The sequence below is a fragment of the Rhodospira trueperi genome (assembly GCF_900101965.1).
GTDB classification, from domain to species: domain Bacteria; phylum Pseudomonadota; class Alphaproteobacteria; order Rhodospirillales; family Rhodospirillaceae; genus Rhodospira; species Rhodospira trueperi.
This window is the reverse complement of the sequence record NZ_FNAP01000003.1, coordinates 22,549-39,312: the sequence shown is the minus strand read 5'-3', so window position 1 is coordinate 39,312 and position 16,764 is coordinate 22,549. Positions and strand designations below refer to the sequence as shown.

The 16,764-nt window shown below is 66.5% G+C and carries 15 protein-coding genes; 10 read left to right on the top strand and 5 right to left on the bottom strand.

Annotated features, from left to right (window positions below; all coding sequences use genetic code 11):
* The first annotated feature begins 92 nt into the window (after positions 1 to 92).
* The 4 genes from BLS85_RS05330 (at position 93) to BLS85_RS05315 (ending at position 3,805) form a co-directional block, all read left to right on the top strand.
* Complete coding sequence (locus BLS85_RS05330) at positions 93 to 452, top strand: carboxymuconolactone decarboxylase family protein (RefSeq protein ID WP_092783342.1); 360 nt, start codon at positions 93 to 95, stop codon at positions 450 to 452.
* A gap of 239 nt (positions 453 to 691) precedes the next feature.
* The gene (locus BLS85_RS05325; protein ID WP_176793397.1) at positions 692 to 1,699 is read left to right on the top strand and encodes an ABC transporter substrate-binding protein; all 1,008 of its coding nucleotides are present in this window, start codon (positions 692 to 694) and stop codon (positions 1,697 to 1,699) included.
* A gap of 143 nt (positions 1,700 to 1,842) precedes the next feature.
* Positions 1,843 to 2,736 carry an ABC transporter permease gene (locus BLS85_RS05320; RefSeq protein ID WP_092783340.1) on the top strand — a complete coding sequence of 298 codons (894 nt, stop codon included), beginning with the start codon at positions 1,843 to 1,845 and terminating at the stop codon, positions 2,734 to 2,736.
* Entirely contained in the window at positions 2,723 to 3,805 is a 1,083-nt protein-coding gene (locus BLS85_RS05315; protein WP_092783338.1) for a quaternary amine ABC transporter ATP-binding protein, read from the top strand. The genes BLS85_RS05320 and BLS85_RS05315 overlap by 14 nt, the downstream gene beginning before the upstream one ends.
* Here the strand turns inward: BLS85_RS05315 and BLS85_RS05310 are convergent.
* Positions 3,794 to 5,293 (bottom strand): hypothetical protein, encoded by a 1,500-nt coding sequence (locus BLS85_RS05310; RefSeq protein ID WP_143027096.1) that lies wholly within the window; start codon positions 5,291 to 5,293, stop codon positions 3,794 to 3,796. The two genes, BLS85_RS05315 and BLS85_RS05310, sit on opposite strands and share 12 nt — an antisense overlap.
* 206 nt (positions 5,294 to 5,499) lie before the next feature.
* On the opposite strand from BLS85_RS05310, the gene BLS85_RS05305 reads away from it, so the two are divergent.
* The gene (locus BLS85_RS05305; protein ID WP_092783333.1) at positions 5,500 to 6,096 is read left to right on the top strand and encodes a cytochrome c; all 597 of its coding nucleotides are present in this window, start codon (positions 5,500 to 5,502) and stop codon (positions 6,094 to 6,096) included.
* A 221-nt stretch (positions 6,097 to 6,317) separates the two neighbouring features.
* On the opposite strand, the gene rpoH is transcribed toward BLS85_RS05305, so the two are convergent.
* A complete protein-coding gene (rpoH, locus tag BLS85_RS05300; RefSeq protein ID WP_092783330.1) occupies positions 6,318 to 7,247 on the bottom strand; it encodes an RNA polymerase sigma factor RpoH in 930 nt (309 codons plus the stop codon).
* 814 nt (positions 7,248 to 8,061) lie between these two features.
* Here rpoH and BLS85_RS05295 point away from each other — a divergent pair.
* The 5 genes from BLS85_RS05295 (at position 8,062) to BLS85_RS05275 (ending at position 13,471) form a co-directional block, all read left to right on the top strand.
* Positions 8,062 to 9,084 (top strand): amino acid ABC transporter substrate-binding protein, encoded by a 1,023-nt coding sequence (locus BLS85_RS05295; RefSeq protein ID WP_092783327.1) that lies wholly within the window; start codon positions 8,062 to 8,064, stop codon positions 9,082 to 9,084.
* Between the two features lie 76 nt (positions 9,085 to 9,160).
* Positions 9,161 to 10,183, top strand: coding sequence for an amino acid ABC transporter substrate-binding protein (locus tag BLS85_RS05290; protein WP_092783324.1), 1,023 nt, complete (start codon positions 9,161 to 9,163; stop codon positions 10,181 to 10,183).
* Positions 10,184 to 10,283: 100 nt separating this feature from the next.
* Positions 10,284 to 11,471, top strand: coding sequence for an amino acid ABC transporter permease (locus BLS85_RS05285; protein ID WP_092783320.1), 1,188 nt, complete (start codon positions 10,284 to 10,286; stop codon positions 11,469 to 11,471).
* Positions 11,472 to 11,474: 3 nt separating this feature from the next.
* Positions 11,475 to 12,608, top strand: a complete 1,134-nt coding sequence (locus tag BLS85_RS05280; RefSeq protein ID WP_092783317.1) for an amino acid ABC transporter permease — start codon at positions 11,475 to 11,477, stop codon at positions 12,606 to 12,608.
* A 134-nt stretch (positions 12,609 to 12,742) separates the two neighbouring features.
* Positions 12,743 to 13,471: an amino acid ABC transporter ATP-binding protein gene (locus tag BLS85_RS05275; RefSeq protein WP_176793427.1), complete on the top strand. Its 729-nt coding sequence runs from the start codon at positions 12,743 to 12,745 to the stop codon at positions 13,469 to 13,471.
* Between the two features lie 647 nt (positions 13,472 to 14,118).
* Here the strand turns inward: BLS85_RS05275 and BLS85_RS05270 are convergent.
* The 3 genes from BLS85_RS05270 to BLS85_RS05260 form a co-directional block, all read right to left on the bottom strand.
* A complete protein-coding gene (locus BLS85_RS05270) occupies positions 14,119 to 14,325 on the bottom strand; it encodes a hypothetical protein (protein ID WP_092783311.1) in 207 nt (68 codons plus the stop codon).
* 581 nt (positions 14,326 to 14,906) lie between these two features.
* Positions 14,907 to 15,158, bottom strand: a complete 252-nt coding sequence (locus BLS85_RS05265) for a hypothetical protein (protein WP_092783308.1) — start codon at positions 15,156 to 15,158, stop codon at positions 14,907 to 14,909.
* Between the two features lie 309 nt (positions 15,159 to 15,467).
* Entirely contained in the window at positions 15,468 to 16,754 is a 1,287-nt protein-coding gene (locus tag BLS85_RS05260) for an ArgE/DapE family deacylase (RefSeq protein WP_092783305.1), read from the bottom strand.
* Between the last annotated feature and the right edge of the window lie 10 nt (positions 16,755 to 16,764).

Genomic DNA, 16,764 nt, shown 5'->3' with positions numbered 1-16,764 from the left:
GGTCAGGGCGTTACATTAGCGCCTTCAAATATACCGGTGGTGCGGTGGAGCGCCGTGTATCCGCCGTTTGTTCCGACACAGGAGACCGCACGATGTACAAGGATTGGCCGCAATATACCAAAGACCTGTCCGGCGCCATGCAGGACTGCCGCAAGGGGATTCCCGAAACCTGGGGCGCCTTCTCCAAGCTGGCTGCCGCCGCCACCACCGACGGCGCCATCGATCCCAAAACCAAGGAACTGATCGCCATCGGCATCGCCATCGCCATGCGCTGCGACGGCTGCGTGGCCTTCCACGTCCGCACGGCGGTGCGCCACGGCGCTACCCGCGAGGAGATCCTGGAGACCATCGGTATGTCCGTGTACATGGGCGGCGGCCCGTCTTCGGTCTACGGCGCCATGACGCTGGAGGCCTACGACCAGTTCGTGGCGGCACAGGAAGAGAAGAAATAGCCTCCGGCGGACCCGAGACGGGGTTTGGGTCGCACCACGACGACATCCGGGGTTGGCAGCGGCGGGTCGGGACGGTTAGGCTTTCCTCAAGCTTGTGGGGGACCGGCAAGCCCGACGGAGCAACCGGCGGGCACCACCGCACAACCTTGGATCCGGCCCGCACCCTGGGGCCGCCTCTCCGATCCCCCCGTCCGCCTCCGACGCACCCCAGGCTCCACCGGAACAGGGACGATCTCAACATGAACACGCTGTTCGCGGGCGCCGCCGCGCTGCTGGCGTCGTCGGTCGCCGTTGCGGCCATGCCCTCCACCGCCCGGGCCGCCGACGCGTGCGGCCGGGTCACCATCGCGGAGATGAGCTGGAACTCGGCCGCCACGCTGGCCCACATCCAGAAAACGATCCTTGCCGAGGGCTTCGGTTGCGATGCCGAACTGGTTCCCGGCGACACGGTGCCGACCATCACCTCGATGACCGAGAAGGGCGAACCGGATCTCGCCCCCGAGATCTGGCCCAACGCCCACCAGGAGGTGATCGGCAAGGCGGTGGACGAAGGCACGGTGGTCATCGCCACCCACACCCTGGAGGACGGCGGTCAGGAAGGTTGGTTCGTGCCGTCCTACATGGTCGAGGAGCATCCCGAACTCGCGACCATCGACGGCATCCGCGCCAACCCGGACCTGTTCCCGGACCCCGAGGAGCCGGGCAAGGGTCGCTTCTATTCCTGCCCGGCCGGCTGGCAGTGCCAGATCGTCAACGAAAACCTGATTCGCGCCTATGGCCTGGACGAGGCCGGCTTCACGGTGTTCGATCCCGGCTCCGGGCCGGGGCTGGCCGGGGCCATCGCCAAGGCCTACGAGCGGCGCGAGCCGATCTTCACGTACTACTACGGGCCGACGGCCGTTCTGGGCCGATACGACATGGTCATGGTCGGCGGCATGGACCACGACCCGGAAACCTGGGACTGCGTGACCAGCCGGGACTGCCAGGACCCGCAACCGAACACCTACCCGCACTCCGACATCCTGACGCTGGCCGCGACGCCGTTCGTGGAGCGTGCCCCGGCGGCGTACGCGTTTGTCTCCAGCTTGTCGGTGCCCAACGCCGTCATCAACAAGGTGCTGGCGTGGCAGGAGGAGAGCCAGGCCACCGCCGAGGGCGCGGCCCTGCACTTCCTTAAGACCTATCCTGAGGTGTGGACCGAATGGGTACCCGCCGACGTCGCCGAGAAGGTCAAGGCGGCGTTGTAGGTCCGGGTTGATCCGTAGGGCGGCTGGCCCACGGACAGCCGCCGTGAGACCGCGTGGCGGCGGGTGACCGTCGGTCACCCGCCCTACGAGTTCCGTTGCCGGCCCGTCCGGCACTGAAGCTTCGCGCGGGAGCCTCCCCACCCATGGCCGAGCCCAACTGGCTGATCGACTTTCCGGCGCTGGATGAGTCGACGCTGCGCGCCTTCAACCGCGCGGTCGACGACGCCTATCTGTCCTTCACCCGCACCTACGGCGCGACCATCGAGGACGCGTTCGATCCCCTGCTGCGGTTCATGGTGTGGTTCGAGCACCTCATGCTCGGCGCGCCCTGGTGGCTGGTGATTCTGGCCGTCGCCGCGCTGGCCTGGGGCGCCAGCCGGGGCTGGAAACTGCCAGCCCTCGTGGTCGCCTCGTTCCTGGCCATCGGCGTCATGGGCATGTGGGAAGACACCATGCGCACCATGGCCATGATCTCGGTCTGCACCCTGATCGCCGTGGTCGTGGGCATTCCCACCGGGATCCTCATGTCCCGCTCCGACCGCATGAAGGCCGGCGTGGTGCCGGTGCTCGACATCATGCAGACCATGCCCAGCTTCGTCTACCTGATCCCGGTGGTCATGCTGCTGGGCCTGGGCAAGGTGCCGGGGTTGCTGGCGGTGGTGATCTACGCCATTCCACCGGTGATCCGCCTGACCGATCTGGGGATTCGGCTGGTGGACAAGGAGGTGCTGGAGGCCACCGACGCCTTCGGCGCCAGCCCGTGGCAACGGCTGTGGGGCGTGCAGGTGCCGCTGGCCATGCCCAACATCATGGCCGGCATCAACCAGACCATCATGATGGCGCTGGCCATGGTCGTGGTGGCCTCGATGATCGGGGTCAAGGGCCTGGGCCAGCCGGTGCTGCGCGCGGTCACCAACCAGTATTTCGCCATGGGCCTGCTCAACGGGTTGGCCGTGGTGCTGCTGGCCATCCTGTTCGACCGCGTCACCCAGTCCTACGGCCGCCGGATGCAGAGGTACCGCGATGAGTCCCGCTGACCGCGCCAGCGCCAAGATCGTCATCCGGGACCTGTACAAGATCTTCGGCCCCAACCCGGCCGCCGTGCTGCCGCTGGTGCGCGACGGCGTGGGCAAGACCGACCTGCTGGAGGCGCACGGCCACGTTCTCGGCCTCGACGCCATCAACATGGACGTTCGCGCGGGCGACGTGCATGTGGTCATGGGCTTGTCCGGCTCGGGCAAGTCCACCCTGATCCGCCACCTCAACCGCCTGATCGACCCGACCGCCGGCTCGATCCGGGTCGAGGACATCGAAGTGACGCGGCTGAACGGGCGGGATCTGCGAAACTTCCGCCGCCACCGCGCCAGCATGGTGTTTCAGCGCTTCGCCCTGCATCCCCACCGGACGGTGCTGGGCAACGTCGCCTACGGGCTGCGGGTGCGGGGCCTGAGCCGCGCTGGGGCGGAGGAGAAGGCCCGGGCCTGGATCGAGCGCGTCGGCCTGACCGGGTTCGAGGACCGCTATCCGGCCGCCCTGTCCGGCGGCATGCAACAGCGGGTCGGGCTGGCCCGCGCGCTGGCCACCGATTCCGACATCATGCTGATGGACGAGGCGTTCTCGGCACTGGATCCGCTGATCCGCACCGACATGCAGGACATGCTGCTGCGCCTTCAGGCCGATCTGAAAAAGACCATCGTGTTCATTACACACGACCTGGACGAGGCGTTGCGCCTGGGTGATCGCATCGCCATCCTGCGCGACGGGCGGGTGATCCAGGAGGGCACCACGCCCGAGATCGTCATGCATCCAGCCGACGCCTACATCGCCGACTTCGTCAAGGACATCAACCGCGCTCGTGTGCTGCGGGTCAAGGCGGTGATGTCGGCGGCGACGGACGGGGCGCGGGGGCCGGCGCTGTCGGCCCAGACCACGCTGGAGGAGGCTCTGACCGGGTTCCACGACGATCCCTCCGCCCGCCGTCCGGTGGAACGGGCGGGGGAGGGGATCGTGGGCTCCGTCGGGCTGCCCGAGATCCTGCGGGCCATCGAACGGCCCGGAACGACCGGCGGCACGAACGGGCCGGGGGCCGGCGCCTCAGCCTTTTGAGTCGCGGCGCTTGCCCGAGGGCTCGGTCTGGCCGCCGCCCGTCGCCCTGAGCTGCACCGCCCCGTTCCGGTAGGCGCTGGCGCAGTCACTGGCATCGGCCTGGATGTTGCCTTCGTACAGCTTCGCCGACGTCATGCCCGGTCCCTCAAAGCGTGGATCGTCGCACTCGCCGTCACGGGCATACACGCCGGAATCCTGACCGAAGTCGATGCCATCGACCACAAGCGGGCGGCCCGGCTCGTAGTCTCGGGGTGTGAGGGCACCGGACTGGTAGGCTTCGCGGCAATCCGTGGCGTCGGCCTTGATGTTGCTGTCGTAAAGGGTGGAGTCCGTCATGCCCGACCCCTCGAAGCGCGGATCGTCGCATTCGCCGTCGCGGGAATAGGGGCTGGAGTCGACGCCGAAGTCGATGCCGTCGACCACGACCGGGCCGGCCGTTCCCTCGCCCCGCATGGCCAGATTGCCGGCCCGGTAGGCGCCGACGCAGTCACTGGCGTCGGCCCGGGTGCTGCTGTCGAACAGTTTTGCCGCCGTCATGCCCATGCCCTCGAAGCGCGGATCGTCGCACTCTCCGTCGCGGGCGAAGGGGCTGGTGTCGAGCCCGAAGTCGATGCCGTCGACGACGACGGGGCTGCCCGGCTCGTAGGGTGTCAGCGTGAGGGACCCGGCCCTGTACGCCTGAAGGCAATCCGTGGCGTCGGCCTTGATGTTGGCGTCGTACAAGGTCGAGCCCGTCATGCCCATGCCCTCGAAGCGCGGATCGTCACATTCGCCGTCGCGTGAATAGGGGCTGTTGTCGAACCCGAAGTCGATGCCGTCCACCACGACCGGCCCCGCCGGCCCATCTCCGCGCATCCTCAGGTTTCCAGCCTGATAGGCGCCGGCGCAGTCCGTGGCATCGGCCTTGATGTTGTCGTCGGACAGGACGGAGGCCGTCATGCCCGCCCCCTCGAACCGGGGATCGTCGCATTCATCGTCCCATGTGTACGATCCCGAGTCGGTGCCGAAGTCGATGCCATCGACGATGATCGGTTCGTTCGGCGCGTTCCCCTTCAACCAGACCGCGCCGCGCTCGAACGCGCTGCGGCAGTCGGTGGCGTCGGCGCGGGTGTCGCTGTCGAGCAGGGTGCCCGCCGCCATGGCCGGCCCCTCGAAGCGCGGGTCGTCGCACTCGCCGTCACGGGCGAACCCGCTGGAATCGTCGCCGAAATCGATGTCGCCAGCGGATTGGGGCGTGGTTGGCGCGTCTTCCCTCAGCCACAGCATGCCGCGTTCGAACGCGGTGCGGCAGTCGGTGGCATCGGCACGGATATCGCTGTCGAGCAGAATCGTGCCGGTCATGCCCGGCCCCTGGAAGCGCGGGTCGTCGCACTCGCCGTCATTGGCGTATTCACTGGAATCATCGCCGAAATCAATGTCCTGGGCCTGGGCGAGCCCGACCGGGCCTCCGCAGCACAGGGCGAGCGACAGGAGCCAGCGCGTTATCATGTTCATTGATCATTCCCCATGCATCGGCTTGGGTGCCCTAACCCGCAGTGTCTGGCAGGCCAGCATACCCTACTGCCCGACAGGGTGAAGAGGAAGAGTGTCCGAAAGACGGCGTCGGACCATGATCGGCGGGGTTTCTGGGCAGGGCGTTCTGCGATAGACAGGTCGTGTTGAACCGCTGGAACCTTGAGACCGGGAGGTGCGCCATGATCCTTAACCGCACGACCATCCTTGCCGCGTTCGTGACGCTGGGGCTTGCCCCGGCCGCGTCGGCGCAGACCGTGCCCGACCCGCGCACCGTCGTCACCCTGCCGGCGCCGGTCGCGGAGGCGTTCCGGGCCGAAATGCGCGGGCACATGCGCTCGCTGGATGATGTGATCTTCGAATTGGCGGAGGGCAACTACGACGCGGCTGCGGCTCTGGCCGAGGTGCGGTGGGACTTCGGCCACCGCATGTGGGAGGCGATGGAGGAGCAGGGCATGACGCCCGAGCAGATCGCCCGCGCCAAGCAGCAGGTTCAGGAGGCGATGGGCGGTCCCGGCATGATGGAGCGGGGCATGGGTCGGGGCCAGGGCGCTGGCATGGGGCGCGGCATGGGCTTCGGCCGCTTCATGCCGGAGGCGTTCCGGATGATGGGGCAGGGGTTCCACGAGGCCGGCCAGCGCTTCGCTGACACGGCGCGGGCCATGGGCGACGATCCGGACGCCGCCGCCGTGTCGGGCCTGCTGTCCAGCCTTCAGGAGGTCACGGCCACCTGCCGCGCCTGCCACGATGTCTTCCGGATCGTGGCGGAGGGGGAGTGATCGGAAACCGCTTGATGGGTTCGCGTGCGTCGGCCGCCTTGCTGTAGGTTGGGGTGAGGTGCGAGGCACCGAACCCCAACGGAGCCGGCCCACAGAACCGAATGACGTTGGGGTTCGCTCCGCTCACCCCAACCTACGGGCTGCCACGATGTCTTCCGGATCGTGGCGGAGGGGGAGTAGGGACGGCTCGGCGGGCGTCGCGTGACGCCCGCTGATCGACCTTACGCCCCCGCCATGGCGGCCTCGCGGGTTTCCATGGCACGACGGTTATTGTCCGACGCGTTGCGCAACACGGCCTTGCGCACCTTCTCGAAGGCGCGGTTCTCGATCTGGCGCACGCGCTCGCGCGACACACCGTATTCCTTGCCCAGGTCCTCCAGGGTCTCGGGCTCGGAGGCCAGACGGCGCCGGGTGAAGACGTCGCGCTCGCGGTCGTTCAGGCCGTCCATGGCGCCATCCAGAAGCGCCATGCGATAGCCCGACTCCGACTGCTCCATCAGGATCTCTTCCTGGTTGGGGCTCTCGTCCTTCAGCAGGTCCATCATCTCGATGTCGCCGTCCTCGCCGACGACGCGGTTCAGCGAGCCGTCGCGGGCGGCCATGCGCCGGCTCATATTGGTGACGTCGGTCTCGGAGACGCCGAGTTCGCTGGCGATCAGGGTCACCTCGTCGGGCGACAGGTCGCGATTGTCGAGCAGGCCCAGGCGCGACTTGATCTTGCGGAGGTTGTAGAACACCTTCTTGTGCGCCGACAGGGTACCGATCTTCACCAGCGACCAGCTGTTGAGGATGTACTCGTGGATCGACGCCTTGATCCACCACATGGCGTAGGTGGCGAGGCGGAAGCCCTTCTCCGGGTCGAACTTCTTGACCGCCTGCATCAGGCCCAGGCTGCCCTCCGACACCAGGTCGGCGACCGGCAGGCCGTAGTGGCGGTAACCCATGGCGATTTTGGCCACCAGACGCAGGTGACTGGTCACCAGGGTGTGGGCGGCCTCCAGGTCATCATGATCGTGGAAGCGGCGCGCCAGCATGTATTCCTCCTCCGGCGCGAGGATCGGAAACTGGCGCACGGTGCGCAGATAGCGGTCCAGGCCGCCTTCTTCCGAGACGGCGGGCAGGGACGAGAGGGTGGGGGTTGACGCGGTCATCGCGGGGTCTCCTGGCGGCGGACCCGTGGTCCTCGCCGGCCGGTTCCATCCTTGCGGAGACGGCGGCGGGATCAGGGTCGGGATCTGTATCGTGGCGTGCGGGCGAGTCAAACGGCGCGCACCCACGGGCGCGGGCCGTGCGCGCGGGTGCTACAAGGCGCCCTCGCTCCGTCGCACGGCGACGTCAGGCGCACACAAACGATGCCAGGAGGGATTGAACGCCGCATCCGCCGATCCGGCAGTGCCGCGCGTCACATCGGGGACGTGACCGTCCCGGGTCTCAAGTCTCAGCATGGGTCATCCTCCTGCGAAGCGATGACAGGGTCCCGGCACCATGCGGCCGTCGGGATCACCCTAAGAACCGGACCCGCTGGGCAGCATCCGACTCGCGTATAGTATAAGCGCACCGTGGTCGGTTTTCAAGGTCGGGACCCGGCGATGGCTTGGCCCTCAAGCTGCGTTCGAGGGGCGGGAGCGGGTCCGCAAGTGCCTACGGTGCGGGCAGATTGCCTGCGCGTCGTGCAATCTGCGCCCTCATGTAACGGCAAACGGCATTTGCCGCGAATTCCCGACAATGATGGGATTGCGTTACCCCATCGGGTGGTTAAGTTACTTAATAGGCGCATGGCATGTCTGTTGCTGTGGAATGCCGACGGGCACGTTTCGTGCTTATCCGTCGGGCCGCCAGCGACCGGCCCGCGCCCGATCCCGGAGCCACCCCTCCCCGGCGCTCCGGGTCCGGACGCGTGCCATGCGAGCAGAACAGACCGTCCGTTTCATCATGATCTGAAGATCTGACAACAGAGAGGCTCTCATGAAGGGTATTGCTGCCGCCCTGGTGGCCGGAGTGGCCACCGTCGCGCTGACGACCACCGCCGCCTTCGCCGACGAGACGCTGGACGCCGTCAAGGCGCGCGGCGAACTGGTCTGCGGCGTGTCCACCGGCCTGCCCGGGTTCTCCAATCCGGACGAGGACGGCAACTGGTCCGGCATCGACGTCGATGTCTGCCGCGCCGTGGCCGCCGCCGTGCTGGGCGACGCGGACGCCGTCAAGTTCGTGCCGCTGACCGCCAAGGAGCGCTTCACCGCTCTGCAGTCCGGTGAAATCGACATGCTGTCGCGCAACACCACCTGGACGCTGACCCGCGATACCTCGCTGGGCCTGAACTTCGCCGGTGTGAACTACTACGACGGCCAGGGCTTCCTGGTGAAGAAGGACCTGGGGGTCTCCAGCGCCACCGAGCTGGACGGCGCCTCCGTCTGCATCCAGGCCGGCACCACCACCGAGTTGAACCTCGCCGACTACTTCCGCTTCCAGGGCATGGAATACAGCCCGGTGGTGTTCGACACCTCCGACCAGACGGTGCAGGGCTTCGCCTCCGGCCGCTGCGACGTGCTGACCTCCGACCAGTCGCAGCTTTATGCGCTGCGCACCAAGCTGGACAACCCGGACAGCGCCGTGGTGCTGCCCGAGGTCATTTCCAAGGAGCCGCTCGGCCCCGTGGTCCGTCAGGGCGACGACCAGTGGTTCAACATCGTCAAGTGGTCGCTGTTCGCCCAGGTCAACGCCGAGGAACTGGGCGTGACCAGCGAGAACCTTGAGGAGATGATGGACTCCGACAACCCGTCCATCCAGCGTCTGGTCGGCACCGACGGTGACATGGGCGAGAAGCTGGGTCTGTCGGCTGACTGGGCCGCCAACATCGTCGCCCAGGTGGGCAACTACGGCGAGATGTTCGAGCGCAACGTCGGCATGGATACCCCGCTGGCGATCTCCCGTGGCCTGAATGCCCTGTGGACCAACGGCGGCATCCAATACGCGCCGCCGATCCGATAGGTCATGTTGTTCGTGAACGGGTCGTCCCCACGGGGGCGGCCCGTTGCGCCTTCCCCGAGTTGTGTTGAGGTTTTTCATGACGCGTTTTGTTTCCGCCGTCGCGGCCGGGCTGGCCACTCTTGTCGTGGGCGCCGCCGGGGCGCAAGCCGCCGAAACCCTGGACACCGTCAAGGAGCGCGGCGAGGTGTCGTGCGGCGTCACCACCGGGCTGGCCGGGTTCTCCATGCCGGATCAGTCGGGGACGTGGTCGGGCATCGACGTGGACTTCTGCCGCGCCGTCGCCGCCGCCGTGCTGGGAGATGCGAGCAAGGTCCGCTTCGTTCCCCTGACCGCCAAGGAGCGTTTCACGGCGCTGCAGTCCGGCGAGATCGATATCCTGTCCCGCGTCACGACCTGGACGTTCACGCGCGATACGTCACTGGGCCTCAATTTCGTCGGCACGACGTTCTATGACGGCCAGGGCTTCATGGTGAACAAGGACCTGGGCGTCTCCAGCGCCAAGGACCTGGACGGCGCCTCGATCTGCGTCGGCGCCGGGACCACCACGGAACTGAACCTCGCGGACTACTTCCGCATTCAGGGCATGGACTACAACCCGGTCGTGTTCGCCGCCATCAGCGAGACCGCGCAGGGCTTTGAATCCGGCCGCTGTGATGTGCTGACCTCCGACCAGTCGCAGCTTTACGCCATCCGCAGCAAGCTGGAAGACCCGTCCAGCGCCGTCGTGCTGCCCGAGGTCATCTCCAAGGAGCCGCTGGGCCCCGTGGTGCGCCAGGGCGACGATGCATGGTTCAACGTCGTCAAATGGGTGCTGTTCGCGCAGCTCAACGCCGAGGAATTGGGCGTGACCAGCGACAACATCGAGGAGATGACGGGGTCCGACAATCCGTCCATCAAGCGTCTGGTCGGCACCGACGGCGACATGGGCGAGAAGCTGGGCCTGTCGGCCGACTGGGCCGCCAACATCATCGCCCAGGTCGGCAACTACGGCGAAATGTTCGAGCGCAACGTCGGCATGGACAGCCCGTTGGAGATCGCGCGCGGCCTGAACGCGCTGTGGTCCGAGGGCGGCATCCAGTACGCGCCGCCGGTCCGGTGATGTCCCACCGTCGGGACGGGCCGGCTCGGTGGGAGCGGCCCGCGCCCGGCGGTGTTTCGCGGTCCTCTGTTCCCCTTCCGCAATCCTGGAGATGCCGTCCATGGCCGAGCCGGCCGTTCCCGCCCCGCCCCAAGGTCCCGCGCCGTGGCGAAACCCGCGCGTGCGCGCCGTGGCCTTTCAGGTTGTGGCGCTGCTGTTGTTGCTGTGGTTCTTCTGGACCATCTTCAACAATACCCTGACCAATATGGAAAGCCGGGGCATCACCACCGGGTTCGGCTTTCTGGACAACACGGCCGGGTTCGGCATTCTGTTCTCGCTGATCCCCTACGACGAGACCAACACCTACGGCCGGACCTTCGTCGTCGGGCTGCTGAACACCCTGCTGGTCTCCGGTCTGGGCATCCTGTTCGCCACCATCATCGGGTTCATTCTGGGCATCGCGCGGCTGTCGCCCAACTGGCTGATCGGCAAGATGGCGCTGGTCTATATCGAGATCACGCGCAACATTCCGCTGCTGCTGCAAATCTTCTTTTGGTACTTCGCGGTCCTGCGCACCGTTCCGGGACCGCGGGAGAGCGTGGAATTTCCGCTCGGCGCGTTCCTGAACAATCGCGGCCTGTATGTGCCGGCGCCCCAGGTCGAGTCCTCGTTCTGGTTCGTGGTCGCCACCTTCGGCGCGGCCATCGTCGGCGCGGTGGCCCTGCTGCGCTGGGCCAAGAACCGTCAGGACACCACCGGGCGGCGCTTTCCGGCGTGGCCGGTGTCGCTGGCGATGGTCGTGGGGCTGCCCCTGCTGGTGTTCTGGATCATCGGCGCGCCCCTGACCTGGGACATCCCGGAACTGAAGGGCTTCAACTTCAAGGGCGGCATGCGCCTGATCCCCGAGTTCATCGCCCTGTGGCTGGCCCTGACCCTGTACACCGCCAGCTTCATCGGCGAGATCGTGCGCTCCGGCATCCAGGCGGTCAGTCACGGCCAGACCGAGGCCTCGCAGGCGCTGGGTCTGAAGCGCGGCCAGTCGCTGCGGCTGATCGTCATCCCGCAGGCGATGCGGATCATCATCCCGCCGCTGACGAGCCAGTATCTGAACCTCACCAAGAACTCGTCGCTGGCCACCGCCATCGGCTATCCGGATCTGGTGAGCGTGTTCATGGGCACGAGCCTGAATCAGACCGGGCAGGCGGTGGAGATCGTCGCCATGACCATGGCCGTTTACGTGGCCATCAGCCTGACGATCTCGCTGTTGATGAACCTGTACAACAGGGCCGTGGCCCTGAAGGAGCGCTAGGCCATGGCGCAGACCCCGACCACCGGCGCCGCCGCCGAGACCTTCCGTCCCATCGCCCCGCGCCCGCCGCCGTCGAGCGCCGTCGGGCCGCTGCGCTGGGCGCGGGACAATCTGTTCTCGTCGCCGCTAAACGTGATCCTGACGCTGATCGGCCTCTATCTGGTCTGGCTGATCGTTCCCGGGGTGATCGACTGGGCCATCCTGTCGGCCGACTTCACCGGCTCGACCCGGGATGACTGCCCCAGCGACGGCGCCTGCTGGGTGTTCATCCTCCAGCGGCTGGATTTCTTCATCTACGGCTTTTATCCGGACGCCGAGCGCTGGCGCGTCGATGTCATGTTCCTGATGCTGGCGGCGGTCCTGGTGCCCCAGTTCATTCCCGGCTTCCCGGCCCGAGGGCGCACGTGGCTGGGGATCTTCGGCCTGACGCTCTACCCGGTGATCACGGGCGTGCTGCTGCTGGGGGGACTGTTCGGCCTGCCGTTCATCGAGACCGGCAAGTGGGGCGGCCTGATGCTGACCCTGGTGCTGTCCTACGTCGGCATTGTCGCCGCCCTGCCCATCGGCATTCTGCTGGCGCTGGGGCGGCGTTCCTCCATGCCGGTGATCCGCACCATCTGCGTGATCTTCATCGAGCTGTGGCGCGGCGTGCCGCTGATCTCCGTGCTGTTCATGGCTTCCGTGATGCTGCCCCTGTTCCTGCCCGAGGGCGTGAACTTCGATAAGCTGCTGCGCGCGCTGATCGGCATCGTCATGTTCCAGTCGGCCTACATGGCCGAGGTCATCCGGGGCGGCCTGCAGGGCATTCCCAAGGGGCAGTACGAGGCCGCCTCCGCACTGGGGCTGGGCTACTGGCGCTCCACCGCGCTGATCATCCTGCCGCAGGCGCTGAAGATGGTCATCCCGGGCATCGTCAACACCTTCATCGCCCTGTTCAAGGACACCACCCTGGTGCTCATCATCGGTCTGTTCGACATCCTGGGCACGGTGCAGGCGGCGATCGTCGATCCGGCCTGGGGCCGCGTGGCCGTGGAGGGTTATGTCTTCGCCGCCTTCTGCTTCTGGGTCTTCTGCTTCGGCATGTCGCGCTACAGCCAGGGCCTGGAGAAAAAGCTGCACACGGGCCACAAGCGATGACCACAGGCCGGATCGTTCCCTTTCCACAGACCGCTCGCCAAGGACCGACGCCCATGACCGAGATCGACACCCTGCAGGACGCCAACGGGCTGTCGGAGCGCCGCCCCGTCGAGCATCAGGTCGGTGCCGAGGCCATGATCCAGATCACCGACATGAACAAGTGGTTCGGCAGCTTCCATGTTCTGCGCGACATCACCCTGACCGTCCACAAGGGCGAGCGCATCGTCGTGTGCGGCCCGTCCGGCTCCGGCAAGTCCACCATGATCCGCTGCATCAACCGGCTGGAGGAACACCAGGCCGGCTCCATCGTGGTGGACGGCATCGAACTGACCGAGGACATCAAGAAGATCGATATGATCCGCCGCGAGGTCGGCATGGTGTTCCAGCACTTCAACCTGTTCCCGCATCTGTCGGTGCTGGAGAACTGCGTGCTGGCGCCGATCTGGGTGAGGAAGGAGCCGCGCCGTCAGGCCGAGGAACGGGCCATGGCCCTGCTGGAGCGGGTCAAGATCCCCGAGCAGGCGAAAAAGTACCCCGGTCAGCTCTCCGGCGGTCAGCAACAGCGCGTGGCCATCGCCCGCGCGCTGTGCATGAACCCCAAGCTGATGCTGTTCGACGAGCCGACGTCGGCCCTCGACCCGGAGATGATCAAGGAGGTGCTCGACGTCATGGTGCAACTGGCCGAGAGCGGCATGACCATGGTGTGCGTCACCCACGAAATGGGCTTCGCCAAGACGGTGGCCGACCGCGTCGTGTTCATGGACGACGGCCAGATCGTGGAGCAGGCCCCGCCCAGCACGTTCTTCACCAACCCCACCAGCGACCGCACCAAACTGTTCCTGAGCCAGATCTTGAAGCATTAGGGGGGGAGAAGGGTGGAAACGCGAGTAGCTTTCTCATCAAGCGTATTTCGCCAGAATTTGGAAATGTGAAGGGGCGGTGTGTAGCCACAACCGCCCCTTCGGGAAGCTCAGTTATCCGAACCTGACATTATGAAACGGGGCATCTGGCATGCCTAGAGTCCCCTCTGACAGTGTTTTACAGGATTACGGAATGCCGTGGATCCAGGATAGCTTGAATTTTACCCTCAGACCCACCCACACTATCACGATTTCTAGCATGGTTGTCCTCCTTGTGAAAAGGAGAACCCGGTGCGGATGCCGCCGGATTTGCCCTTGACGCTTTGCTTTTCGCTAAGTAGGAAAGGGCGGCACAATAATCCAAGCACACTCGCACCGGGTCCTGTGTGGCCCGGTCTTTTTTTGTGTCCGTTTGAAGACTGCCGAACCGCAAAGGCAAGGTACTCACGGACGACGACTCCCGTGTGACAGGTTTGTGAATGTTTTGTTACTGCAGTAGATAAATATTATATTTGTTTATCGTCACGCCGGGCGGGAGTTGTACTCCCGCCCGGAACGGAGTTCTGGGCCATGGGGAAAAAACGGTTCCGGACGGCGCTGCAAGCCCCGTCCGGCCGCCAGCCACATGTACGGTCGCAAGCGGTTCCGTTTTATTGCGGGTCCGTCCTATCTGTTGACAGCAGCGCCACGATCGCGCCCGCGCCGAACGTAAAAATGTGCTCAAACATCAGAACAACTTTCTTCTGCTCTTCTCTGCTCGGGTCTGCGAGAAAAGCGAGGATCGCTGCTGCAATGCCAGATGAGATCGTGAGCAGTGTCACCACGCAAAGGACGACATAGAACTGCCGGCTATCCATAGGTCCCCTTTCAGGGCGTTCTTGTCTTGCCGTTTGGGTGCAAGGCACCTTTCGGCAAGCGCATTCACGCGCCGTCGAGAAAGACCTGAATAGCCCACCGCGTGGGGATACACAGGCTATCCTGAATTGCCGGTCGTTCCGGCGCAGCTGGGTTCGGGATTTCCCGCGGTAGTCGATACGAGCCCCAAGACAAAGTGCCGTTTGGTTTACAGGGACGGCTAATCCCAATTGCTGCCTGCTCATGATATCCGAAAAGTCATGAGCACGAAAGAGTAAAGATGAGCCCACGAAGCACTCACGCCGTGCGGGAGTTGTCCTCTCGCCCGGCCGGGTCGGCCCACGCCACTCTGGCGGCGGATCGGCGAACCGAGCCGGTTGGCGCGACGTCTCTGTGTCCTCCGTGTCTCCGTGGTGGTCCGCCTCGCCGTCGCGAGGAGTCACCACAGAGACACAAAGACCACGGAGCGAGCGTCACCCGGCCGGCCCAGAGTGGGCCGCCGGAGCGTCGGGAGACGACGCGCATAGCGAATCCGACCATGGCGGGCTAGGCCTTCGGCGCGAACCCGCCCTACGGAATCCGGCTAATTCCCATTGCACGCGCACCCCGGCGGGCGGTGGCAGGTGTAGGCGCGGTTGATGCAGGAATCGCCGCAGGCCTTGCCCCGGCGGCAGATGCGGCAGCAATTGCGGGCCATCTGCTCCAGCGATCCGCCGTCGAGGGCCGTGCCGTCCATCAGCGCCGCGCCGGGCGTCATCGGCAGCGGCGCCGCCCCCTCGGCGACAAAGGCCCCCTCACCCGGCGCGCCCTCCGCCGCCTGGGCGAAACCGGGCACAACAAGGCACGCGGCCCACCAGGGCCATGGCGAGCAGGTGGGGGAGGGCAAGACGGCGGGCGACGCGGGCGCGGATCATGGCCGGGGCCTCCGGTTTCCGGTGAACAGACGGATCACCGGAAACCGGCGCGGGCATTTTTATCTTGTTGTAATGTTGGGGAGCATACACGTATCTCCGTCATGCTGTTGAGCGACGGACAGAACTTTCACCCGTGATCGGCGCTGGGGCGCGCTCTGGCGCCGCAAAATCATGGTGGATCGAGGGGACTGACGGGCATGGCGCGGGCGCCGGAGTCGCGGCGACCGGGATCAGGCCCGCTCCAGCCCGCACCAGTCGGCGATGAACAGGGCGATGGTTCCCGTGACCCGGCGCAGCGAGGCCAGACTGACGCGCTCGTCGAAGGCGTGGATGGCCTCGGCGCGCGGCCCGTACACCAGGCACGGCGTGTCCTGGTAGAGCACGAACACCCGGCCGTCGAGATAGCTGGTGGTGGTGAAGGCCTCCAGCGATTGCCCGTACGCCGACGCATGGGCGCGGCCCAGGGTCCGTTCCGCCTCGCTGCCCTCCTCCAGCACATAGCCCTCGGCCATGAAGCCGTTGTAGGTCACCTCGGGCGGCTGGTTGGCCATGAAGGGATCGGCGGCCGCCGTGCGGCGCAGGCACTCCTCGATCTCGCGGGCGGCGTCGCGCGGGCTGACCCCGGGATAGAGCCCGAACCGCCCGTCGAAGGTACACCACGCCGGCACCGACGAGGCCCAGTCGCCGCCCGCGATCTTGCCGGGGTTGAAGGTGATCGGGGCGTCCAGGTGGTCGAAGTGGGGGTGATCCCCCTTGCGGGCGTTCCAGTCGGCTTCCAGCCCGCGCAGGCCCTGGATCAGGCGGAACGCCGCCTCGATGGCGTTGGCGCCCTGCCCCGCCTCGCGCACATGCGCCGGCGTGCCGCGCACCGTGACCTGGAACCAGATGACGCCGACGTTGGCGCGCACGAGCTTGTCGTCCTCGGGCTCCGGGATGATCGCTGCGTCGGCGCGGTAGCCGCGCGCGAGGCAGGCGAGGGCGCCGTTGCCGGTGCACTCCTCCTCCACGACCGATTGCTGATACAGCGGCGCCGCCGGCCGGTAGCCCAGCCGCCGCAGCGCGTCCACGGCGAAGACGTTGGCCGACAGGCCGGCCTTCATGTCCCCCGCGCCGCGCCCGTACAGCCAGTCGCCGTCGCGGCGCGGGTCGAAGGGCGGGCTGGCCCACATATCGACGGGGCCGGTCGGCACCACGTCCATGTGACCGTTCAGGATCAGGGAGCGGCCCGCCGTTTCCCTCGGACGGTGGCTGCCGACCACGTTGAGCGCGTGGCTGTAGTCCACGGTCACCGGCGAGAAGCCCGGATGGTGCCGGATGGACTCGACGTCGATGGTCCAGCGATCCATGGCATAGCCGCGCGCCGCCAGGGCGTCGTGCATGAAGTCCTGGGCGGTGTGCTCCTGCCCGCGCACCGACGGGAAGCGGACGAGGTCCTCCAGAAAGGACACTTGTTCCGCAAAGCCGTCGTCCACGGCGGAAAGAATGTCGCGGCTCAGGGTCGGGTCAAGCGCTGGCATACGGGGTCTC